The 23,543-nt window shown below is 35.4% G+C and carries 20 protein-coding genes and 1 tRNA gene; 15 read left to right on the top strand and 6 right to left on the bottom strand.

Features of this window, described 5'->3' with window-relative positions:
* Positions 1–94: 94 nt before the first annotated feature.
* The 5 genes from DDF69_RS02195 to DDF69_RS02180 all read left to right on the top strand — a co-directional run bounded on the left by DDF69_RS02195 (position 95) and on the right by DDF69_RS02180 (position 4,973).
* Positions 95–919, top strand: a complete 825-nt coding sequence (locus DDF69_RS02195) for a hypothetical protein (RefSeq protein WP_114819341.1) — start codon at positions 95–97, stop codon at positions 917–919.
* A 189-nt stretch (positions 920–1,108) separates the two neighbouring features.
* The gene (locus tag DDF69_RS02190; protein WP_114819340.1) at positions 1,109–2,527 is read left to right on the top strand and encodes an amino acid permease; all 1,419 of its coding nucleotides are present in this window, start codon (positions 1,109–1,111) and stop codon (positions 2,525–2,527) included.
* A 234-nt stretch (positions 2,528–2,761) separates the two neighbouring features.
* Positions 2,762–2,959 (top strand): hypothetical protein, encoded by a 198-nt coding sequence (locus tag DDF69_RS21980; RefSeq protein ID WP_162800851.1) that lies wholly within the window; start codon positions 2,762–2,764, stop codon positions 2,957–2,959.
* Between the two features lie 39 nt (positions 2,960–2,998).
* Positions 2,999–4,105, top strand: coding sequence for an agmatine/peptidylarginine deiminase (locus DDF69_RS02185; protein ID WP_114819339.1), 1,107 nt, complete (start codon positions 2,999–3,001; stop codon positions 4,103–4,105).
* A gap of 235 nt (positions 4,106–4,340) precedes the next feature.
* Positions 4,341–4,973, top strand: a complete 633-nt coding sequence (locus DDF69_RS02180) for an HdeD family acid-resistance protein (RefSeq protein ID WP_114819512.1) — start codon at positions 4,341–4,343, stop codon at positions 4,971–4,973.
* A gap of 66 nt (positions 4,974–5,039) precedes the next feature.
* Here the strand turns inward: DDF69_RS02180 and DDF69_RS02175 are convergent, their stop codons facing one another.
* On the bottom strand, positions 5,040–6,464 hold the full coding sequence (locus DDF69_RS02175; protein WP_114819338.1) for a tetratricopeptide repeat protein: 1,425 nt from the start codon (positions 6,462–6,464) through the stop codon (positions 5,040–5,042).
* Between the two features lie 601 nt (positions 6,465–7,065).
* On the opposite strand from DDF69_RS02175, the gene DDF69_RS02165 reads away from it, so the two are divergent.
* From DDF69_RS02165 to DDF69_RS02155, 3 genes are all read left to right on the top strand, one after another.
* Positions 7,066–8,361, top strand: coding sequence for a hypothetical protein (locus DDF69_RS02165; RefSeq protein ID WP_114819336.1), 1,296 nt, complete (start codon positions 7,066–7,068; stop codon positions 8,359–8,361).
* A 2-nt stretch (positions 8,362–8,363) separates the two neighbouring features.
* Positions 8,364–8,924, top strand: coding sequence for a hypothetical protein (locus DDF69_RS02160; RefSeq protein ID WP_114819335.1), 561 nt, complete (start codon positions 8,364–8,366; stop codon positions 8,922–8,924).
* A 222-nt stretch (positions 8,925–9,146) separates the two neighbouring features.
* A complete protein-coding gene (locus tag DDF69_RS02155; protein WP_114819334.1) occupies positions 9,147–10,169 on the top strand; it encodes a hypothetical protein in 1,023 nt (340 codons plus the stop codon).
* A gap of 186 nt (positions 10,170–10,355) precedes the next feature.
* Here DDF69_RS02155 and DDF69_RS02150 read toward each other — a convergent pair whose 3' ends face one another.
* Both DDF69_RS02150 and DDF69_RS02145 read right to left on the bottom strand, forming a co-directional pair.
* Positions 10,356–11,894 carry a T9SS type A sorting domain-containing protein gene (locus DDF69_RS02150; protein ID WP_114819333.1) on the bottom strand — a complete coding sequence of 513 codons (1,539 nt, stop codon included), beginning with the start codon at positions 11,892–11,894 and terminating at the stop codon, positions 10,356–10,358.
* 90 nt (positions 11,895–11,984) lie between these two features.
* Positions 11,985–12,055 (bottom strand) — tRNA-Gln (locus DDF69_RS02145).
* Positions 12,056–12,153: 98 nt separating this feature from the next.
* Between DDF69_RS02145 and DDF69_RS02140 the strand changes: the two genes are divergently transcribed.
* The 5 genes from DDF69_RS02140 to DDF69_RS02120 all read left to right on the top strand — a co-directional run bounded on the left by DDF69_RS02140 (position 12,154) and on the right by DDF69_RS02120 (position 16,374).
* Positions 12,154–13,182, top strand: coding sequence for an AMP-binding protein (locus DDF69_RS02140; protein WP_114819332.1), 1,029 nt, complete (start codon positions 12,154–12,156; stop codon positions 13,180–13,182).
* A 38-nt stretch (positions 13,183–13,220) separates the two neighbouring features.
* Positions 13,221–13,613, top strand: a complete 393-nt coding sequence (gene arfB, locus DDF69_RS02135; RefSeq protein WP_114819511.1) for an alternative ribosome rescue aminoacyl-tRNA hydrolase ArfB — start codon at positions 13,221–13,223, stop codon at positions 13,611–13,613.
* A 48-nt stretch (positions 13,614–13,661) separates the two neighbouring features.
* Positions 13,662–14,303, top strand: a complete 642-nt coding sequence (locus tag DDF69_RS02130; RefSeq protein WP_162800850.1) for an outer membrane beta-barrel protein — start codon at positions 13,662–13,664, stop codon at positions 14,301–14,303.
* A 296-nt stretch (positions 14,304–14,599) separates the two neighbouring features.
* Positions 14,600–14,980, top strand: coding sequence for a GreA/GreB family elongation factor (locus tag DDF69_RS02125; protein WP_114819330.1), 381 nt, complete (start codon positions 14,600–14,602; stop codon positions 14,978–14,980).
* Between the two features lie 422 nt (positions 14,981–15,402).
* Positions 15,403–16,374, top strand: coding sequence for a deoxyhypusine synthase family protein (locus tag DDF69_RS02120; RefSeq protein ID WP_034673009.1), 972 nt, complete (start codon positions 15,403–15,405; stop codon positions 16,372–16,374).
* A gap of 380 nt (positions 16,375–16,754) precedes the next feature.
* On the opposite strand, the gene DDF69_RS22155 is transcribed toward DDF69_RS02120, so the two are convergent.
* On the bottom strand, positions 16,755–16,901 hold the full coding sequence (locus tag DDF69_RS22155) for a hypothetical protein (RefSeq protein ID WP_185144304.1): 147 nt from the start codon (positions 16,899–16,901) through the stop codon (positions 16,755–16,757).
* Between the two features lie 73 nt (positions 16,902–16,974).
* Here DDF69_RS22155 and DDF69_RS02110 point away from each other — a divergent pair, with 73 nt between their 5' ends.
* Positions 16,975–17,271, top strand: a complete 297-nt coding sequence (locus DDF69_RS02110) for an MGMT family protein (RefSeq protein WP_114819328.1) — start codon at positions 16,975–16,977, stop codon at positions 17,269–17,271.
* A 300-nt stretch (positions 17,272–17,571) separates the two neighbouring features.
* Here DDF69_RS02110 and DDF69_RS02105 read toward each other — a convergent pair whose 3' ends face one another.
* Both DDF69_RS02105 and htpG read right to left on the bottom strand, forming a co-directional pair.
* A complete protein-coding gene (locus tag DDF69_RS02105; RefSeq protein WP_114819327.1) occupies positions 17,572–17,964 on the bottom strand; it encodes a helix-turn-helix transcriptional regulator in 393 nt (130 codons plus the stop codon).
* A 557-nt stretch (positions 17,965–18,521) separates the two neighbouring features.
* Entirely contained in the window at positions 18,522–20,414 is a 1,893-nt protein-coding gene (htpG, locus tag DDF69_RS02095) for a molecular chaperone HtpG (RefSeq protein ID WP_114819510.1), read from the bottom strand.
* Positions 20,415–20,565: 151 nt separating this feature from the next.
* On the opposite strand from htpG, the gene DDF69_RS02090 reads away from it, so the two are divergent.
* Entirely contained in the window at positions 20,566–23,460 is a 2,895-nt protein-coding gene (locus tag DDF69_RS02090) for an alpha/beta hydrolase family protein (RefSeq protein WP_114819325.1), read from the top strand.
* Positions 23,461–23,543 lie beyond the last annotated feature (83 nt).

The following is a 23,543-nucleotide window of genomic DNA, read 5'->3' as shown; positions in this document are numbered from 1 at the left end:
CATTAACTTCTGTTAAATCAATGAAGCTAGTGGAAAAGCATTGTACAAACTAAAGTGCTTTTTTCAGGAAAAATAACTTTAAAAACCAATTTTAATGAAAAAGATTTATGTTATGATGTTAGGAGCCTTTGCAACCTTCACCTTTGCACAGGTTGGATTGAATACTCCCAATCCCCGGGGAATGTTTCATCTGGATGGAAAGAAAAATAATGAAACCTCAGGCCCTGTAAGCATTGCCAATCAGGCAGATGATGTCGTGATGACTGCCGATGGCCACGTGGGAATTGGGAATAATAACCCGGCGTCGAGTTTAGATATTAAAACTCAAGGAACATTAGCCGCTCCGGTATCAGGAATAAAAATTACAGATGGAGCGCAAAACGAAAATTATGTCCTGACTTCTGACGCCAACGGAAACGGCTTGTGGAAACCTGTAAGGCTTACAGTGGTAAGAGGAACAAACGGAACCGGGATTGATATTCCTTTCACTTCCACCGGAACATTTCAGTATACCGGCTCTTATATTGACCTGCCTCAGGGAAAATGGCTGGTTACAGTACAACAGCTTATTATCCCTACAGGGACGGCATTAACCAGTGATCAATGGATGTGGATAAGGACAAGCTTTTCAGATCAGCCTACTATTAATCCGGGAGATACTGCTAATATTTCAGGAGATATTTTTGAAGCACCTGTGTTAGTAAGCGGGCTTATTCAGGGGCCTACAGCACCTTCACTTACAAGATTTTCCATTATTCAGGGAAGTCTGATTGTGAATAACTCATCTGGTGCAGTCAAAAGATATAAATACATTGCCGGAAATAACGTGATTGGAGGTGCTGTGTCAGCTGGTACTTTTTTTCAGGGTTTTGGAGGTAACTATTCAGAAAATATTATTTATGCTGTACCAACAAACTAAACGATCGATACTGATTTAAAAGCTCTTCCAGAAGAAGATCAATGATTTTATTATTTATGCGCAGAAAAAGCCTTAGCAAACTGTTAAGGTTTTTTCTTGTCTGCCTGACTGCAAATTCTCAATTTACCCCATGGAATGTGAATTTCTCTCAAAAGTTTTTATATATTTAGCGACCGAATAATTCATTCAATGAGCAACGAAAATAAAACAGGACAAAACGAGACTTTAGTTAGAGGATTAACAAACCGACACATACAATTAATTGCCCTTGGAGGTGCCATAGGAACAGGGTTATTTCTGGGAATTGGACCCGCTGCAGTACTGGCAGGACCCTCTGTAATCTTAGGCTATGCATTGGCAGGAATTATTGCCTTTTTTATTATGCGTCAGCTGGGTGAGATGGTAGTTCAGGAACCTGTTTCGGGAAGTTTTAGCTACTTTGCCTACAAATATTGGGGAAATTTCCCAGGATTTGCTTCAGGATGGAATTACTGGATTCTTTATATTCTGGTAAGTATGGCGGAACTTACCGCTATCGGACATTATATTCATTTTTGGTGGCCGGAAATACCACTCTGGGTTTCCAGTTTATTTTTCTTTATAGTCATTAATGCACTTAACCTGGCTTCTGTAAAGGTGTATGGAGAAACAGAATTCTGGTTTTCCATCATCAAGGTAGTCGCTATTATTGCCATGATTGTTTTCGGAGTATACCTTTTAATAAGCGGTACAGGAGGAGAAAAAGCTACCATTACCAATCTTTGGAATGACGGTGGATTTTTTCCAAAGGGATTATTTAATAAAACAGAGAACGGATATTCTGGATTATTTGCAGCCATGGCGATGATCATGTTCTCATTCGGAGGTCTTGAGCTTATTGGAATTACTGCTGCAGAAGCAAAAAATCCGGAGAAAACCATTCCACAGGCAACCAACCAGGTGATCTATAGAATCCTTATTTTCTATGTAGGAGCTTTGGTTATCTTATTTTCATTAAGTCCGTGGAGAGATATTACAGAAGGATCAAGCCCGTTCGTAATGGTATTTCAGAATTTAAATGGTCTTGAATTCAGCCTTTTTGGTAAAGTCATTCAGTTCAATACATTAATTGCAAATGTGCTTAACCTGATTGTTTTAACAGCTGCTTTGTCTGTATACAACAGTAGTGTTTACAGTAACAGCAGAATGCTTTTCGGATTGGCTCAGCAGGGAAATGCACCGAAATTTCTGAAAAAACTGAATAAAAACTCAGTCCCTACCAACGCAATCATTATTTCATCATGCTTTGCAGGGATCTGTATTATCATCAATAAATTAGTTCCGGAAAAAGCTTTTGAATATCTGATGGCTTTAGTGGTGTCTACTTTGATCATCAACTGGCTGATGATATGCTACACCCATTTAAAGTTTAAAAAATCAATCAATGCAGAAGGAATTCAATCCAAATTTCCGTCTATATTTTACCCGATATCCAACTATATCTGTATCGCATTCTTAATCCTGATCTTAGGATTGATGAGCATTACAGGAATGGAAATCCAGGTAATTCTGATTCCTGTATGGATTGGATTTTTGTTCGTGATGTACAAATTATACAAGCCAAAATAAAAATATAAAACAGATCTAAACATGTTTTAAGAGGTGGAAATCAAATGATTTTTCACCTTTTTTGTTTTTATTTTCAGTACATTAGAATAGGAAATAGAACGATCTGTATTGATTTCACTGCATGAAAAGAATGTCAATTTAGGACAAGATTTGTTTTTTTGAGAGACCTAATTTTGTACCCGTCAATCATCACAATGACGAACTTGCAATGTGTAACTTAAAAAGACAAATAGAATGAAGAATGTATTTCTCCTCATCTTATTATTTCCTTTTTGTGCCCATTCACAAATTTCTGTGCAGGCGTATGTTGGAAATAAAGAGACTGAGCTACTGGGAATTTATAATAAAGATTTTAGCAGAAAATGGAATTATTTCGCCTCGGGAACTATTAGCTACGAATATGAATCAAAGAAAATTAATCCTGAATTTTAACCAATTTCGGTGTTTTTATAGGAAAGAAATTTTAATGATATGAAAAAATTATTCACACTCACTTTAGTATTGAGCTCTATATTCTATATGGCACAGACAGACTATCATTTTCCCGAAGAATCTTCAAAACATGAAGGAACGTGGCTTCAATGGCCGCATCATTATCAACACGGAATGACTTACCGTAAAAGGTTAGAGCAGACATGGGTGGACATGACAAAAGCCCTTCAGTCTGGCGAGAAAGTTCACATTATTGCCTACAATAATGAAGAGAAAAACAGAATTATCCGTCTTTTGGAAGAGAACAAAGTTCCAATGAAAAATGTTGATTTCAAAGTGTATCCTACCGATGACGTATGGATCAGAGATAACGGACCTGTTTTCGTAAAAGATAAGAAAGGAAATGTTCTTATTGAAGATTGGGGATTCAATGGCTGGGGCGAAAAATTTGATTTTGAAAACTGTGATGAAATTCCACGAAAGATAGGCTCAGACCTTGGGGTCAAAGTCATCAATCTGAATGAAGAAATGGTAAATGAAGGAGGATCTGTGGAAGCGGATGGAAACGGAGTTTTAATGGCTTGTAAAAGTTCAGTCATCAGTCAGCAAAAAGGAGCTACCAGAAATAAAGATATCACGCAGGAAGAAGCCGAAGAAATGTTTGAAACCTACTACGGAGTATCCAAAGTGATCTGGCTGGATGGAGTAACCGGATTGGATGTTACCGATATGCACATCGATGGTTTTATGAAATTTATCAATCATCAAACCATGATTACCATGAAAGAAGATGAACTTCTTGATCTTGGGCTTTCAGACAAAGATGTCAACACGCTTTATACCGCCACCAATGTAAACGGAAAAGAATATAAAAAAGTTTACGTTCCGGCTACCAAAAACAAAGTGAAAACAGCCTACGGAAAACAACTGGACGAAAAAGGTTCTTATGTAAATTATTACGTAGCAAATACAGTGGTGTTGGTTCCCAACTATGGAGATCCTAATGATGCCATTGCCAACAAGATTATTCAGGATCAGTATCCGGATCGAAAAGTAGTAGGAATAGATGTAAGAAACCTGTATGAAAACGGAGGAATGATTCACTGTGTAACCCAGCAGCAGCCTGCCGGAAATGCAGCACGATAAATTAAAATAACAAAGTATTTTTTTACATCAGTCAGTTAGAATCAATTTAATAAATTAATTCCATCTTATTTTTTTACCATAACAATCACTGAATACGAAGGGTTTTTCGGTTATTTTTCGTATATTGGTAAGAGGTTATATTTCAAATTCAGGTGAATATTATAATCTGTTTGAAATACCTGCGGAGAAGCCGAAAACCGTTACAAAAAGTAGGCAGGACCAAAAAAAGACACCTATGGCCAATTTATTTCAGACCCTTACCAATACCGTAAAACATTGGTATATCCCATTAATCTTCGGAATTATTTTCCTTATCTGTGGATTTTATGTATTCAGTGTGCCTCTGGCAACGTATGTCACTCTTTCCATTTTTTTCAGTGTTTCCTTTTTATTTTCAGGAATTACCGAAATATTCTTTTCCTTACAAAACAGTAAGTCCTTACAGGGCTGGGGCTGGTTTCTGGTAAGTGGATTACTAACAACGGCAATAGGAATTTACCTTATTGCGAATCCTCAGATTTCCATGACAGTACTTCCATTTGTGATCGGGTTTACTTTGTTGTTCCGTTCCTTTCAATTATTAGGATTTGCATTCGACCTGAAAAGCATGAGAATAATGAGCTGGGGAAATGTAGCCATTGCCAGTGTGGGAGGAATTATCTTTTCTTTACTGCTGATATTTAATCCTGTGTTTACAGGATTCTCATTGGTTACCCTTACCGGGGTTGCTTTTATCTTCATGGGAATTGCTTCTATTATGCTGGCCTTAGATCTGAGAAAAATTAAAAAAATTCCAGGAAAGGTAAGCCAGGAATTAAGAGATAAAATTAAGTCTATTCAGGAAGAAATTGATGGGCTTAAAAAATAATATCAATAATTATTTCTAAATAAAAAAGACCTTCAAAAGGTCTTTTTTTATTAAAATATCGCAATATTACAGCTCCAGAATCCATTTTTGAAGTTCCACCTCTTGCGGGAGCTTTAACTTCTTTTTAAGTCTGTATCTTTTGGTTTCTATTCCCCGTAAGCTAATGTTTTCATATTGGCAGATTTCTTTATTTGTAAGATTTAATCTGATATAAGCACTGAATTTTACGTCATGCTCCGTAAGCTCAGGTGTATGTGCTATCAGTTTTTCATAGAATTCAGGATATACTTCTTTGAAACGGATCAAAAATAAAGGGCTCCTGCTTTCCATCAACTGGATAATTTCTTCAAAAGAGTCATTTACTTTTAATTTAAGAACATCCGTTTCCAGAATCTTTTTTTCAATGATTTTATCTTTTTTGAGTTCCTTTTTGATATAGATTTTTCGTATCAAATAGAATAATAGTAAAAATATCGCTGTAATAACCAGAGCTATTATATAAAATGTTTTTCTTTCTTTTTCCTTTTCCTCATGCTTTAATTCAATGAGCTTATTGACAGCGAGATTTATAGCTTCTTTTTCATTTTTATTGATATTATCATTAAGAACAGTATATTTTCTTAGATATTCATTGGATTTGTCAATTTGATGTAAAGCCTTATAGACACTTGAAAGCGTATCGTAAACAGTGAGTAATGAAGTGGGAGTATTTTCTGTTTTCTGGAATACATCAAGAGATTTTAAATAATACTCAAGAGCCTTTTGTTTATTTCCTTTCACATTAAAGAGATCTCCATAACTGAACCATGCGGTTGCTTTTTCAATGTCAGAAGCGTCTGTAGAAAGAACGAGAGCCTTATTCATATAATATTCAGCAGAATCCAAATGAGTTTTTTTAGCAATAAATTGATCTGCTTTCCTTGTATAAGAGATCACGCTAGGCTTTATCCCCAGTATTTTCTTCTTTATAACTTGCAAAGAGTCCAGATTTTTATCTTTGGGAAAATTCTGCTGTTTCCATGAGTAGTTGTAGGCCAGAGCAAATTCTTTCTGTTTAAGATTTGAAATTTTCATTATAGAAGACTTTGCCTCATCAAAAGCAGTATTAGATTGTTGGTAAAGTCCCAGGCGTGTATAGATTCTGCCGTATTCATTGTATAAATTTGCTTTCAGAAATGGATCGTTAATATGAAGCAGTTCTTTTTTTGCTTTGTCAAGATATTCAAGACCATCCTTATCTCTTTCCAATCCACTTAATAGGGTTCCTATATTGGTGTATGCCATAATAATGCCTCTGATATCATTACTTTCTTCATATTGTTTAAGAGCATTAATATTAAATTTTAAAGCTCCTTCGGCATCTAATCTTTTTCTGTATTCTAATGTTGTTTTTATAGGTTCAGGCTGAAAAGAAAAATCCTGAGCATCATAAAATAGTGAGAAAAAAAAGAAAATCAGATAGAGTTTTTTAATTCTAAAATTGGGGAACATATTTTTTAAAATTATTAAAGCAAAAATAACTTTTTTATGAATATGATTAAAAATTTAATTAATTACAGGTAATTCTTATATGTATAGAGCGTAACGATATACGTCAATCTTACTGCATTTGATATATAAAGTATTGTTTTATAATTCATTACTAGGTGAAGTATATTTGACGTAATGATATACATAAATAATATTGATACATTTAAGACGAAATATATTTTTCATTCTTTCATGTTTGAAAAGTGTTTGTGTTTATGAACGGGGATATTCATAATCCCTGCTTTTTAAATAATACATAAGGTAACATTACAAGGCATCTCTATTTCTCCGTTACCCTATTCTCAAATTTCCTTCTGAAAAAGCTAATAATTCACTTTTTTTGCTTACTTCAAAGTTACTTCATTTTAATGGTAAGTATTTATTTTTCAGTGTTTTGAATATTGAAGTGTATTTGGTGTAAGATTTTTTTTGTTTATGAGTCATAAGTTTGTAACATCCAATTCGAACACTGAGAAATTTCGGGCCGGTCATATTTTTCAGTACGATTCTAAATACACACAAGAAAAAAAATTTAACATCAAACCTTTTAAAACGTAAACAAATGAAAAAAATAATCATTTCATCAGGAATGCTTTTCTCAAATTTATTTTTCTCTCAGGTAGGCATAAATACTCCAAATCCTCAAGGCTCTTTTCATGTGGATGGTGCCAAAGATAATGTTTCAACAGGAGTTCCAACTACAGCTCAGCAGGCTAATGATTTTACAGTGCTCAGTAACGGAAATGTCGGAGTAGGAACAGTAAACCCTACCAATAAATTGGATATCCGCTCTACAGCCAATGGAGCTCTAAAAATTGTCGATGGAACACAGGGAAATGCCAAAGTTTTAACATCAGACGCGAATGGTGTTGCGACATGGAAGGACCTTCCTGCAAATACTAATATTTATAATTCAAACGGAACACTTACAGGAGCTCGTACGGTAGTTCAGGGAACCAGTTCTTTAGCCTTTACAAGTACCGCTACTGTAGGAACCAATCACTTTTCAGTGGATGGAAGTACATTTTCGGTAGATGCAGTTACCAACAGGGTGGGTATAGGAACAACAACGCCTAAGAATTTGTTGGATTTGGGAATGGGTAACGGAAAAAAACTGGCATTATGGAACAGTGCCGCAGGAGATGATTTTTATGGATTGGGAAATGCTGCCAATGTATTACAGTTGTTTGCAGGAGCTCCGGCTGCAGGAGACCCGTTAATGACTTTAAATAAAAATGGCAGAGTAGGAATTGGCACAACGGCGCCCACAAATGTACTGGATGTCCGTTCCTCAACGAATGGTGCATTGAAAATTGTAGATGGTACACAAGGGGTCAATAAGATATTAACTTCTGATGCCAATGGAGTGGCAACATGGCAGAGAGCCGCGTCAAATGTTGTTGTAGGAACACTGGGCGGAGGATATGATGTACCATTTTCTCAGTTTTCTGATTTTAGATACACCGGTTCTTCCATTACTTTACCTCCGGGAAGGTGGATGGTTACCATTTCATTATTAATTTTCCCTAGTGGTAATTTTACAGTAAACGACTGGATGTTTGTAAGAAGTACTTTTTCAGAAACGAATCTGACAACAATTGGACAGACAGCAGTCCAGTCTCCTGATGTTATAAGACCTACATTAATGAGTTTCCAGGTGACAGGTCCGTACAATGGAGGACAAAAATATAATGTAGCTACCGGAACTGTACAAATTAATAATACATCCGGAGCTGCTAAAACCTATAGATATATTGTCGGGAATACCCAGGCCAGCGGTACAGTGTCCGGAGCTAAATTAACAGGAGTGGGAGGATCATGGTCTGAAAATGCTATTTATGCTGTTGCAGTAAATTAGTAATGAAGGAAACAGTGATGAGAAGGAATATGACATTATCAAACATAGCGCTTGGTATTATCACCATTACCATGATGATATCTTTAGTTCCTCTTGCAGGTATAATTCTATTTGACAGCAGTGTATCCCTGCTATGTACTTCGTTTTTTTTAATTTTCCTTGAAATTGAATTTTTTATTCTTTGCTTTATTCCAAATTGGAAACTGTTTACTCTTTTAAAGGGTAACATTACAAATAAGCAGTTTAGGCTCACTCACTTTTTAACCGCAATTCCTTTTCTCCTCATAGGAGGGTATATGTCATGGTGGTCTGCATCGAAACTTTATCTTGAAATAAAGGCTGTACTCAAGGATTACAGGGCTGGTATCTTTACTTATTACGAAGAAGGAAAATGCCCGGATTGGGTTACATACAGCATAAATAGTGATGATGCCGAATTTACAGCAGATGCCATTATGAGATGTTTTTTTGCAGGTTCATGGGGATTTTTACTGGAATTTGGAATCCTACTGATAACAGTGGCATTTGCTTTTATCATAAGGCCAACTTTTCGAAATACTTAAAAACACAGGGTATTAGGTATTAATTCTGGAATCCTGACTCGATAATTATTATGATTGTAGTATTGTGGATATGATTTCTATAATGTGTTATTTGTATTAATTTAATATTGTATTGAAGTTGAAAAGTGTAAATTTGATTGAAATATAGTCTTATTTTTTAATGATAAAAAGTACGTATTTCTTTAAACAATACTCAAATTACACAATTTTAAATTTAAAAAAATGAAAAAAAACGTAACTCTGGCAATGATATTTTTTTCTATCATTGCGTTTTCACAGGTTGGGATCAATACTCCTAACCCTCAAGGTACATTTCATGTTGATGGTGCAAAAGACAATCCTGCAACGGGTGTTCCAAATGACGTACAGCAAGCCAATGACTTCACAGTAACCTCTGCTGGAAATGTAGGTATCGGTAATCTCACACCATTGTCGAATCTCCATATAAAAAATAGGGGAACAGCCACAGGTATTGGAGGAGGGGAGGCTACCAATACAGGTTTGCTGATAGAAAATCCTGTCGCCAATAGTTCCATATTATCGATCTTAAGAACTACAGGAACTACGGGAATAAAACAGGCCGTAATGGGAATAAACCCAAATTTTAATGGAAATAATGGATTATTTGCCATTGCGCGGAATCCGGGAGGAGTTGATTTTGCTATGGACTTAAATTCTGGAAATATAGGGATTGCTACAGGGAGTCCCACAAATACTTTAGACGTTGCAGGAAGTACCAGAATAAGAACTATGGATGTGGCTGCTGGAGCCGCCATTGTAACACCGGTATATTCAGATGCAAACGGCGTTTTGAATAAAGCCGTTACTAATGTATATGGTACAGTTATCAATAATACAGTGAATGTAACAGCAGGTGCTACGGCTGCTTTGATTACAGGAATTCCAAATGCAGGAGTATATAAAGCTTTGGTTTCTGTTGGGAACGCCTGTGGAAGAACTACAATTGCTGAATATTATGTAACCAGTAATGCTTTTAACAATGCTTTTTCCATTAAGGGAATAGATGGTCTTCTTAACACAGATACCACTTCTAAAGGTCCTGTATTTACAGAAGTAAACAGATTTACGACTTCAGTAGTTTGGTCTGGTGTTCCCAACTGTGCTGGAGGAACAGGTTCAGCATTAAGTTATACGTTAACAATGTCTTCAGCAGATATCATCAATGTTACTAATAACGGAGATGCGACTCTTGATTATAGAATAATTCTTACCCGCTTTTTTTAGAACACAGAGAATTTATTATAAATAGAAAAGACTGCTTTATGATAGATATATTCTTTTGTACATGAAGGAATGTTGAAGTATTGAAACAAGAAATAATTTGTTTTTTATACTTATTCGATAGTAGTATAAGCAAAAACCATCCTAAAAAGGATGGTTCTTATTTTAAGTAAGGTAAATATCTGTTTTTTATTTCTTAATTAATTTTAAAGATTGCTTGTCTCCTTTTTTAGTTTCAAACCTAATCATATAATTCCCTTTTTCTAATCTTTGAATATCAATTTGTTCATTGAATATCGATGAACCATTTTGAACTATTTTCCCGGACATATCAAAAATACTGTACTCAAAACTTTCATGACCCTGTTTTTTACTTTGTATGCTAATATGATCCCCGGCCGGATTAGGGTAAAGAATAAAAGCATAATTATGATCTTTTGCAGAAACCTCATCCAGTCCTAGGAAACCACTGTTAAACTTTGTCAGAAAAGATTTGGAGCCATGTGTTACACTGCCGCCGGAATATACAAGAACCAGTGAGCCGTCATTCAGGTTAAATAATTTTTTAATATAGTCAGCTCTTAGCGATGTAGTGGGTGGTGCAGCCATAAAATACTGAAAACCGGCACTTGATGTAGTATAATCAATACTTCCATTTGCATTCAGTCTGGTTACAAATAATTGTGCAATAAGATTCGGGGTACCATTGTACATATTCGTTACACCTCCGGTTATTACTATTTTTGAATTGGGTAATACGGTAATTTGTCCCAATGACAATTGCTTTGCGTAGTTAAAGCTATAATCAGGTGTTCTTCCATTGTTGGAAAATCCGGAAACAGAGGCGCCATCTGAAATTTGAATTTTAGACAAAAAGAAAGTACCTCCATATACAGTATTTTTACTATGCAGCACTAAGATGGAATTATCGGTATAATTATATTCAAAATTTCTGGCAACAGAACCTTGTGTATTAGGAATAAAAACAGAACCATTAGTACCAAATGTAGAATCGTATGTGCCGTCAGGCAGTCTTCTTTCGATATAAGAATCTTCTGTGTAGGTTAATGTATTGGTTTTGGTTCCCGCCATTACCAGTTTCCCATCATTCTGAATATAAAACTTTTTGGGATAAAACGTATTAAGCGATAACTTTCCATTGGTTCCGAAATTGTTATCAATGACTCCGTTGGAATCTACTTTTACCATATAAGAACCCATGTTGGAAATAAGAAGGTAGCTGTTTCCATTCTGATCTACTGCAAAATCATCTGCTGTACCGTTTTGACTTACAGATTGAGTGGTAAAACCATTAGTTCCAAAACTCGTGTCTAAAGAACCGTCAAGATTAATTCTGGTTAGAAACCAATCATATAAACTGTGAGTTGGAGTAGCATTTACCCTTCCATAGATCAATATTTTATTATTATTTAAAATAACTTTTTTGATAGATTCGCTTTTATCCAATGAATTGCTGCCCATATCATAATCCTTCTCTCCGAAAGAGCTATCAAGAATTCCGCTTTGGTTTACCTTTCTTATAGTGATAGAGCCCGTGGACGTTGCTGTAATGAATTGGCCATCCGGAAGTATCACAGCATCCGATGTTTCTCTGAAATTATCATACATACAATAACCGCCATTTCCGAAGGTGGGATCCAGGCTAAAGCTTTGGGCATTCAGAAAAATACTGATGATTGAAAAGAATAAGAAATAGTGTTTTTTCATAGTTATAGTTTTAAATTGTTTATTCTGATTTCACTCAGAAATATAGGATAGGAGTAAAAACAAAAACCACCCTTAAAAAAGGATGGTTTGTAGACTCACAGGGATTCGAACCCCAGATGACTGAACCAAAATCAGTAGTGTTACCGCTACACCATGAGTCTGTTTGTTTTAGTGGTGCAAATTTACAGCTTTTTTCTTTATATACAAGAACTTTTTGAAAATTTTTTTAAATTTACTGTAGAATTTATTTACAGAAAACATGCTGATAGACTTCAATAATCTCAATATTAATCAATTATCATTCGATACCGGATTTGAAAAGAAAGTAAAAATTTTTCTGGAAGAATGGTTTTCAGAAAAAACAGGAGTAAATGTCCAGACTTCAGGTTCTACCGGAGTACCTAAAATTTTTGAAATTGAAAAAAAGAAAATGGTCAATTCTGCTATAATGACCTGTAATTTTCTGGGATTAAAAGAAGGTGATACGGCATTGCTTTGCCTGCCTGTGGAATATATTTCTGGGAAAATGATGATTGTGCGATCAATAGAAAGGAAATTACAATTAAAAATTGCTGATCCCTCTTTAAAACCTGTTGAAGATCTGGAAGAAAAAATAGACTTTTGTGCTATGACCCCTCTTCAGGTAGAAAACTCACTGGAAAAGCTCCATCTGATTAAAAACCTGATCATTGGTGGAGCCGCCGTTTCAGAAAGCCTGAAAAATAAAATTCTGCAGATGAATCTTAGCCCTTCAAATCGTATTTTTGAAACCTATGGAATGTCTGAAACCCTTTCCCATATTGGCTTAAAACAATTGATGCCTGAGCAGGAAGATTATTTCACCGTTTTTGAAAATGTATCCATTTCTTTGGATGACAGAGGTTGCCTGAAGATCTTTGCTCCAAATGTAAATGCTGAAGAACTGCAAACTAATGATTTAGTTGATATTAAGAACGGGAAACAGTTTAAATTTCTGGGAAGAATAGACAACGTGATCAATTCCGGAGGGGCAAAAATTTTCCCGGAAACGCTTGAAGCACTTGTGAAAAAAGAGATTTCTAACGAAGCGGTCTTTATTGGATTGCCAGATGAGAGTTTGGGGCAGAAATTGATATTGGTTATAGAAGGAAGTGAATCTGATGAGGTAATGAAAAAAGTTTTGGAAATACCTTTTGAGAAAAATTTTCACAGGCCAAAAGAAATTATTTTCATCAATGAAATTCCAAGAACTCCCAACGGAAAAGTAAATCGGTCAGAATTATATAAAAGTATAAACGTACATTTATAATCTTGACTTTTGATTTTATTATCTCAAAATTTAAAAAAATGAAAGACTTTTCAAAAGAACTCAGCTTTAAAACTTCCCGCAGCAGTGGGGCAGGAGGACAGAATGTTAATAAAGTGGAGACAGCTGTTACCGTACTTTGGAAAGTAGATGCTTCAGAATTTTTTAATGAAGGTGAAAAAATCTTGATTCAGCATAAACTGAAAAACAGAATCAATGCAGATGGCTTTTTATTTCTCTCAGTTTCTGAAAGCAGAACCCAGCTGATGAATAAAAATAAGGCGATTGAAAAAATAATCGAAATTGTAAATAAAGCCCTCATTGTTCCCAAAAAGAGAACCGCAACGAAGCCCTCAAAAGGGCAGAAACAAAAAAGACTGGATAATAAGAAAAAGCTTTCAGACAAAAAAGAAAACAGACGTTTCAGGTTTTAATTGGTTTCTCCAGCAGAAAATTTTATTTTTGCCGGAAACTTTAAAACCATGATAAAAAAATTAATCTTGGCTGGAGTATTCTCAATCTCCACCATGTCTTTCGCTCAGAAATTTTCTATCAGACCTTCCGTAGGATACGCATGGAGAACAGCAAAAACAATTTCAGGACTTAGCAAGGAAGAAAAAGACTATGTAAAAGACCTTAAAAACGGACTGAACTTTGATATCGCTGCCCATTATGAGGTAAATAACGGGTTTGGACTTGGGGTAAAATATTCTCATTACAGTGCATCCAGTGACGGGTTTTTGCTTGGCTATGTAAATGGAATGCCTGTATCTGTTCCTGTGACCACAAAGGATAATATTACTTTTTTTGGAGTTTCCGGACTGATTTCAAATGATAATTCGCCGACCAGACATAAAGTATTTGCAGATATTGCATTGGGAGTACTCTCTTATACTACCAAAACAGGAGATGTAAAAGGTACAGGAAGTACTTTCGGGGCAGAAATCGATTTTGGTTACCGATATCAGATCAGTAAAAACTTCCTTATTGGACCAAAAGTTGGTTTAAGCGGTGGTACTCTGAATAAAATGAAGTTTAACGGGGTAACCTATAAATTTGATGATGATCAAAAAGAAGGTTTACATAGAGTTTCTTTAAGTGCAGCCGCTACATTCCGTTTTTAAGTCGTATATTTGTTAGAATTAATAATAATTGATAATGACAGCAACAATCTTTTTATCTGCAGAACACCGCCGGTCAGGATTGCTGCTGTCTTTACTTTATCTTCATACAGATTCTTTTCTGAAAAGTTCTAAGGACTTCATTATCTAAGCCCTGTCAGGATCCAAGACAGGGAATCAATCCGGATTTTATCTATCACTTTTTTGCAGTTTTCTAGAGAAGAAGGCTGTCATACGTCTGTATTCTACATTGGATCGTCAGAGAATAACTGCATTTTAATTTTAAAAATAATGAAAAAATGTCCAATCATATTATTGTAACTACCGGAATTTATGATGCTATAAAAGATACACTCAGAAGAAAAAAAGTGAGTATCGGAGAAGAGAAAAGATTAGCTGAAGAGCTTAGAAAAGCAAAACAGGTACTGAGAAGAGATCTTCCTGCCGATATTGTAACGGTTGAAAGAAAAGTAACATTAAAAGACCATACATTAGATTTTGAACACGAATATATTTTTGTGGCATCTAGCAAAGAAAAGCTTAAAAAAAATAAACATTCCATCCTGTCGGATATTGCGCTTGCAGTAGTAGGGTATAAAGTAGGAGATATTATCAACTGGCCTTTCAAAGACGGAGAAAGAAAAATCGAGATCCTGAAAGTGGAAAGCTGGGAAGGATAAATCTTTGTTGAATACTATAAGGTTGAATTACAATGAAAGTGCGGCTCATTTCGGGCTGCGCTTTTTTATAGGAGGTCAATATTGGAAAACCTAAAGTCACTATTTTTTTTTTGAATAGTATGTAAGGCGCAAAGATTTTATCTCTCGCAGATTTTGCTGATGACGCAGATCATAAAAATCTGCGTAATCAATTTGATCTGTGGGAATATTTCAATAAAAATGAAGCTACATCCTTGCTAAAAATCTTGGATTTTTTTGCGCCTTAAATATTCACAAAGTTTTAAAACCCTTTGCGCCGTTGCGTTTTCCAACCTATACCTTCCCAATTTAACAAATGATAAAAAAAGACACTCTGCCACACTTTCTTCAAGTGCTTTGATTACATTCCGTTTTTAAGTTTTATCTTTGCAAAAATTTAAAAAATGAGCAAACCGATAACTGAATTCATAGAAAAGTATTACCTGCACTTCAACGCAGCTGCATTGGTGGATGCTTCTAAAGGATATGTTGCACATCTTAAAGATGGCGGAAAAATGATGATTACTTTGGCAGGAGCAATGTCTACTGCTGAATTAGGGAAGATTCTTGCTGAAATGATCCGTCAGGGAAAAGTAGATTTTATCTCTTGTACAGGTGCTAACCTTGAAGAAGATTTAATGAATCTTGTAGCACACTCTCACTATGAAAGAGTTCCTCATTATAGAGATTTAACAGCTCAGGATGAGTGGGATCTTTTGGAAAGAGGTCTGAACAGAGTTACAGATACTTGTATCCCTGAAGAAGAAGCTTTCAGAAGATTACAAAAACATATCGTAGAGATCTGGAAAGATGCAGAAGCTAAAGGAGAAAGATATTTCCCTCACGAATTCATGTACAAAATGATCCTTTCAGGAGTATTGGAGCAGTATTATGAAATTCCTAGAGAAAACTCATGGATGATTGCTGCTGCAGAAGCCAACTTACCAATCGTAGTTCCGGGATGGGAAGATTCTACAATGGGTAACATCTTCGCTTCTTACTGTATCAAAGGAGAGCTTAAAGCGACTACAATGAAATCAGGAATCGAATATATGACTTACCTTGCTGACTGGTATACTAAAAACTCAGGAGGAAAAGGAGTTGGATTCTTCCAGATTGGTGGCGGTATCGCAGGAGATTTCCCTATCTGTGTAGTACCAATGCTATATCAGGATATGGAAATGCACGACATTCCTTTCTGGTCTTATTTCTGCCAGATTTCTGATTCTACAACATCTTACGGTTCATATTCTGGAGCTGTTCCAAATGAAAAGATCACTTGGGGTAAGCTTGATATCACTACACCGAAATTTATCGTTGAAAGTGATGCAACGATCTGTGCACCATTGATGTTCTCTTATATCTTAGAAAACTAAGAACAAAATTCTTGTCAGAGATTACCATATCAGCGCTTCAATTCATTTGGAGCGCTTTTTTATTTTAGGATTGAAAAATAGATTTGTTTTGAAAACTAAAAACGATTTGAATCATTAAGAGTATTCAAGTTTTTCTTAATGGTTGAAAAAGTGGAATATAGTATTCCCACAAATCACACGAATTGCACAGATTTTTATGATCTGCGTCATCAGCAAAATCAGCGGGAGATAAAGAATAAAAACGCAGCCTACAATTTTATCGGAGATAAAATCCTCGCGCTTTAAAGCAGGAGTCATGTAAAAGAACTAGCGCCTTTGCGTTTTCCAAAAGATATACATAAAAATCTGTGGAATCTGTGCAATCCGTGTGAAAATAAAAATCAATCCAAAGAATTCACCAGCACAAAATAACGATACGCCAGAATTCCCTTTTCCATCTTAGTGAGATGATTAGGATCTTTACTACTCAGTTTCGGAAGAACTTTTTTATTAACGGCATTCAACAGCCTGAAAAATGATTTTTTCATATCTTTATTTTTTAATGAAACATCATCGAGTTTAATAGAATTCAAAAATGATGCAAAAATATAGAAAACAGATATGGACGAGATTTTCAAACAGCAGGTTTACGAAGTGGCAAGACTTATTCCCAAAGGAAGAGTATCCACTTATGGTGCTATAGCCAAGGCGGTTGGTTATCCTAATCATTCCAGGCATGTAGGAAAAGCTATGGGAGGGTGTCCAAAGGATGTTCCTGCTCACCGGGTAATTTCCAGTTCAGGAGTTCTGTCTGTTCCGGAATTTCAGTCTAAGCTGGAAGCTGAAGGAATCACTGTGGAAAATCTTAGAATAAAAAATTTCAAAAAACTGTTCTGGGATCCGTTGGAAGAATTGTAAATTTTAAGTTTTGGAAACAATAGGTTTTTAACGCAAATTTTCTATTTATAAAACGTAATATTTTTAAGGGAGCAAAGACATAATCAATTTCATTGATTCTTATTAAGCAAACGCATCATTTACCACAAAGCTTCATCAGTGACAAAGTTGCAATTCTTTGCCTCCTGAAATAAAAACATTCGAATCATTAATTCTTTGCGTCAAAAAAATAGTACTAATTAGAGTCTATCACAAAAAAAATGTCACTCCATACATTAATATGAAGTGACATCAATATTTTATACAGTTTCTCAAGCCATCTTATTTTCTTACTCCTGAGATACCTTTCAGTTCTTCTTTCAGCCTTTCATTTTCCTCTTTTAACAGAGCTATATAGTTTTGTAGATTTTCAATGATAGCTCCCGGAATATTATCATAATTATTCTGGTTAGTAATTACACCTGCAGACGAAGATCTGTCATTGAATACGGGATGATCATTATTGATAATTACTGCAGGTTCATCCTCTTCATAAATATCCTCAAACGGTACATCCAGAAAACGGGCAAGTTTATCCCATTCATCTTTTACAATTCTTACATCACCGCTTTCTTTTCTGCTGTAATTGGATACATCCGTTGCGATAAAGTCAGCTACCTGTTGTTGAGTATAGCCTTTTTGCTTTCTGATGACGCGTAATTTTTCTTTTTGCATGACCGACATTTTATACAAAAATGGCAAAAAAGCAGAAGCTATACAATAAAAAGTAGAAAAAAGTATGCGGTAAAGAATAAGATTAAAGATAAAATGAAACCAGGCTTAAAAACACAAATACTATCTGATGTAATTGTTGAAAATTTTCTTCTTGTTAGTCATTCACTTAATGATAATTTCTGATTGATCAAAGATGATGGTAAGAGCACTTATTTAAACCTGATAGGTTTCTAAAACCTATCAGGTTTTTATTCATTAGGAAAATTTAAAGCCCAAGAACATTTTCGACTTCGCTCAATATTAGAATTTCTGAAAGGATGGAGCTTCATTTTTATTGAAATATTCCCACAGATCACACGAATTGCACAGATTTTTATGATCTGCGTCATCAGCAAAATCAGCGGGAAATAAAAAATAAAACACAGCCTAAAATTTTATCGGAAATAAATCCTTGCGTCTTACAAAACATAGTATTCAAAAAAATTGTGTCTTTGCATTTCTCCAACCTTTCTTCAGATAAAAAAAGACTGCTTCAAATTGAAACAGTCTCGTGTAATTTATTTTTCAAGTTGCTTATAGCTTCTCTGTATAAAATCTGTAAGGTCTTTTCCTTTCAGTAAGTTTTGTGAGAGCTTGGCAAGATCCAGAGCATATTTGATTAAACTTTCCTTCTCTTCAGCATTCTCAGTTTTTAAGATCTGATTGGAAAGCTCACTGTTTGAGTTCACCACAAGATTATACATCTCCGGGAAACCTCCCATTCCGAACATACCGCCTCCGCCTGTCGCCTGCATTTCCTTCATTCTTCTCATAAATTCTGGTTGGGTAATCGTGAACGGAGCATCACTGCTGTCAAGATCTTCAAGCTGAACCGTAAACTTAGTATCCTGAATCGCTTCCTCTACATTCTTCTTCAAAGATTCTTTTTCCGTTTCATTCAGTTTTGAAATTACCGGCTCATCTTTTTTGATCAAATTATTAACATGATCAGCATCTACTCTTGCAAACGAAATATTTTCTTTTGAAGTTTCCAGTTTCTGAATCACGTGTGAAATGATAGGAGAGTCTAATAGCAGAACTTCATATCCTTTATCTCTTGCAGACTGAATGTAGCTATGCTGTTCATCCGCATTGGTAGCGTACAGTACAACCAGTTTGTTATCCTTATCGGTTTGAATTGGCTTGATTTTCTCTACCAATTCATCCCAAAGGAAATATTTACCGTCTGTGGTAGGATATAAGGTGAATTTGTCTGCCTTTTCCGCAAATTTCTCCTCAGTAACGATTCCGTATTCGATTACAACCTTGATATCATTCCATTTTTGTTCATAATCTTCACGGTTTTCATTGATCAGAGAAGCCATTTTGTCGGCTACTTTTTTCGTGATGTAAGATGAAATTTTCTTTACAGCACCGTCTGCCTGAAGATAAGAACGGGAAACGTTCAACGGAATGTCCGGAGAATCAATTACCCCTCTCAGCAACATCAGGAAGTCAGGAACAATCCCTTTTACTTCATCTGTAACGAATACCTGATTTTGATATAATTGAATTTTATCCTTGTCGATATTCAAATTGTTGCTCAGTTTCGGGAAGAACAAAATTCCGGTAAGGTTGAAAGGGTAATCAACATTCAGGTGGATGTTGAATAATGGTTCTTCAAACTGCATTGGATAAAGTTCGTGGTAGAACTTCATATAATCCTCATTGGTCAGTTCGCTTGGTGCAATCGTCCATGCCGGAACCGGATTGTTGATGATATTGTCTACCTCTTCCGTTTCAGCCACAGCATCTTCAGGAGCGTCTTCCGGTAAAGGAAGTGTATGGGTTTTCGTCCCGAATTTAATCGGAACAGGCATAAATTTGTTATATTTTAATAACAGTTCACGGATTTTTGCTTCTTCTAAAAATTCTACAGAATCTTCAGCAATATGAAGGATGATTTCCGTTCCTCTGTCTGTTTTGTCATTAGTTTCTTCAAGGGTAAATTCCGGGCTTCCATCACAGATCCAACGTACTGCCGGCTCATCTTTGTAAGATTTTGTAAGGATTTCCACTTTTTCAGCCACCATAAATGCAGAATAGAATCCAAGACCAAAATGTCCGATAATTCCTGAATCTTTAGCCGAATCTTTATATTTTTCAAGGAATTCTTCAGCCCCTGAGAAAGCAACCTGGTTGATGTATTTTTCAACTTCTTCACCTGTCATCCCAATACCTTGGTCGATGATGCGTAACGTTTTCTGGTCTTTGTCAATTTTAACTTCAAGTTTCGGATTTCCGTATTCCACTTTTGCTTCACCAATGCTTGTTAAATGTTTTAATTTTAAAGTAGCATCAGTGGCATTAGAGATTAGCTCTCTTAAAAATATTTCGTGGTCACTGTAAAGAAATTTTTTGATAAGCGGGAAAATATTTTCCACAGATACATTAATATTTCCTTTAGTCATCATATTTAGATTTTTAATTTTAAAATCTTTCTCAAAAAAAATACCATGCAGCAGAAAGTGACAGAATGGCATTTTTTCAAGCCGAAAGCAATTATGTTATGTGAATTTGTCAAAGAAATACCTTACTTTTAATTCTTAAAATATTTTAAAAATGAAGTTGAAATGTACAGTTTTTATTCTGCTCATCATGACCTGTTTCGTGTATGCACAGAAGAAGCCTTTAGACCATTCTGTTTATGACAGTTGGGAAAATATTGGCGGGAGAAAAATCTCCAATGATGGAAAATGGGTTGCCTATTCTGTGGATGCTCAGGAAGGAAATTCTAACCTTTCTTTATTTTCTGTTAAAAATAAAACAACAAAAAAGTTTGAAAGAGCAACAAAAGTAGATTTTACGAATGATTCCAGGTTTGCTATTTTTCAAATCCGTCCTCAGTATAAAGATATTAAGGCGGTAAAAGATAAAAAACTGAAAAAAAATAAGTTAACAAAAGACAGCCTTGCTATTGTTGATTTTGTCAATGATAAAACAGAGAAAATTCCTAATGTAAAATCGTTTAAAATTCCTGAAAAGGCAGGTTCATATGTTGCTTATCTTCTGGAAAATACAAAAGATAAATCTTCGGATGAATCTTCTGATAAAGATGATGGAGATGAAAATAAAGAAGAAGACAAAAATGTAAAACCATTACAACTGGTAGTGCGAAATCTATTGGACGGGAAAAGTACAACCTATGATAATGTGATACGCTACGAGTTCAGTAAAAATGGAAAACAGCTTGTTTTTGTAACTAAGAAGCCAGACGAAAAAAAGGATAAAAAGGAAGGAAAAGAATCAACAGATGAAAAATCTGCAGATAAAAAAGATACTGACAAATCAAAGCCTAATAAATATGCATTGCAAACCGTGCAGGTAGTTGATCTGCCAAAGGGAACTGTGAATAAAATTTCTGAAATGGAAGGTGATTTTTCCCAGTTATCTTTTGATGAAGATGGAAACCAATTGGCCTATGTAGGTACTTTTTCTGCACAGAATGATCTGGTGAAATTATATCAGTTGTATTACTTTAATTTTAAAGGAAATAAAAAAGAAATTGTCACCAATGAGAATCCTCAGATGAAAAAGAATTGGGTGATTTCTGAAAATAGATTACCTCTGTTCAGTAAAAATGGAAAACAGCTGTATTTTGGTGTTGCTCCAAAGCCTGTGGCAAAAGATACAGCAATGATTGCGAATGACCACGCTGTAGTAGATGTCTGGAATTATAAAGATGACTATTTGCAGACCGTACAATTAAAAGAACTGAAAAATGACCTGAAGAAATCTTACGCTGCGGTAATGCAAACAGAAAAACCAGATTTCTTCAGAAATATTGATGGAGAGGACTTAGATACTTTACGATTAGTGAATGAAGGAAATGCAGAATTTGCATTGGGAATTACCAGTATCAACAACCGTATTTCTTCACAATGGGAAGGCGCGACAAAGAAAACCTATTTTCTGATCGACAATAAAACGGGAGACAGAACAGCAATTATTAAAAATCTGAATGGAGCAGCAGCTATATCCCCGCAAGGAAAATTTGTTGTCATCTTTGACAGAGAAAAGGGGCAGTGGCTGAGTTATAATGTGAAAACAAAACAAACCCTTCCATTAAATACAGACTTACCTGTTTCCTTCGTTGATGAGGAATTTGATATGCCGGATTTCCCAAATTCTTACGGGATAGCATCCTGGACAGATAATGATGAATCTGTGATTATCAGAGACCGTTATGATCTTTGGGAGTTTTTCCTGGACGGTTCAAAAAAGCCGAGGAATATTACCAATGGATTTGGACGTAAGCATAAAATCACATTCGATACTTACGATTTGGATAAAGATATTAAAAGCTTAAGCCGAAAATCGACTATTTATTTATCTGCGTTTGATAATACAACAAAGGCGAATGGTATTTTTAAAACATCCATTCAGAAGAATTCTGATCCTGTAAAAATTCAGATGGAAAATGTCTGGGGATACAGAACTCTTCAAAAAGCAAAAAATGCTGAGGAATATATTTTGGTAAAAGAATCGTATACAGATTCTCCCAATATTTTTGCAACATCAGATTTCTCAGAACAACAAAAACTGAGCAATACCAATCCTCAGCAAAATCAATATAACTGGGGAACAGATGAATTGGTAAACTGGACAACACCCAAAGGAAATACTTCCACAGGAGTTTTATACAAACCGGAAGATTTCAATCCAAATAAAAAATATCCGATGATTGTTTATTTCTACGAAAAGCTTTCGGATAATTTAAATCGTTATGTTGCGCCGGCTCCTACGCCTTCAAGATTAAATATTTCTTATTTTGTGAGCAACGGATATCTGGTTTTCACACCTGATATTTCTTACACAGATGGTTTCCCGGGAGAATCTGCCATGGAATACATTAATTCCGGAGTTGAAAAACTAAAGCAAAATTCCTGGGTAGATGGTACTAAAATAGGAATCCAGGGACAAAGCTGGGGAGGTTATCAGGTAGCCTATCTTATTGCTCATACCAATATGTATGCGGCTGCATGGAGTGGTGCTCCTGTTGTCAACATGACTTCTGCCTATGGAGGAATCCGATGGACCTCAGGAATGAACAGGCAATTCCAGTATGAAAAATCGCAGAGCAGACTAGGAAAGAATTTATGGGAAGCTCCTGAGCTTTATATTAAGAACTCACCGCTTTTTACCATTGATAAAGTACAAACTCCGGTAGTTATTATGAGTAATGATAAAGATGGAGCAGTGCCCTGGTATCAGGGAATTGAAATGTTTACCGCATTACGCCGTCTCGGAAAACCAGTATGGCTTCTGAATTATAATGGTGATGATCATAACCTTATGAAACGCCAGAATAGAAAAGATATTCAAATCCGCGAACAGCAGTTTTTTGATTATTATCTTAAAGGGGCAAAAGCTCCGGTCTGGATGACAAAAGGAATCCCGGCAACCCAAAAAGGAAAAGATTGGGGATTTGAACTGACAGATGATAAACCTAATTAATAAAATTCCGGCGGAGCCAAAGGCTCCGCCGGAATTTTTTATTATAAAAACAATGAAGAAGAAACTGACACAATGGCATTTTT

It is taken from the genome of Chryseobacterium sp. KLBC 52 (assembly GCF_003347605.1).
Lineage (GTDB): Bacteria > Bacteroidota > Bacteroidia > Flavobacteriales > Weeksellaceae > Chryseobacterium.
This window is presented reverse-complemented; position numbering and strand designations above follow the sequence as displayed.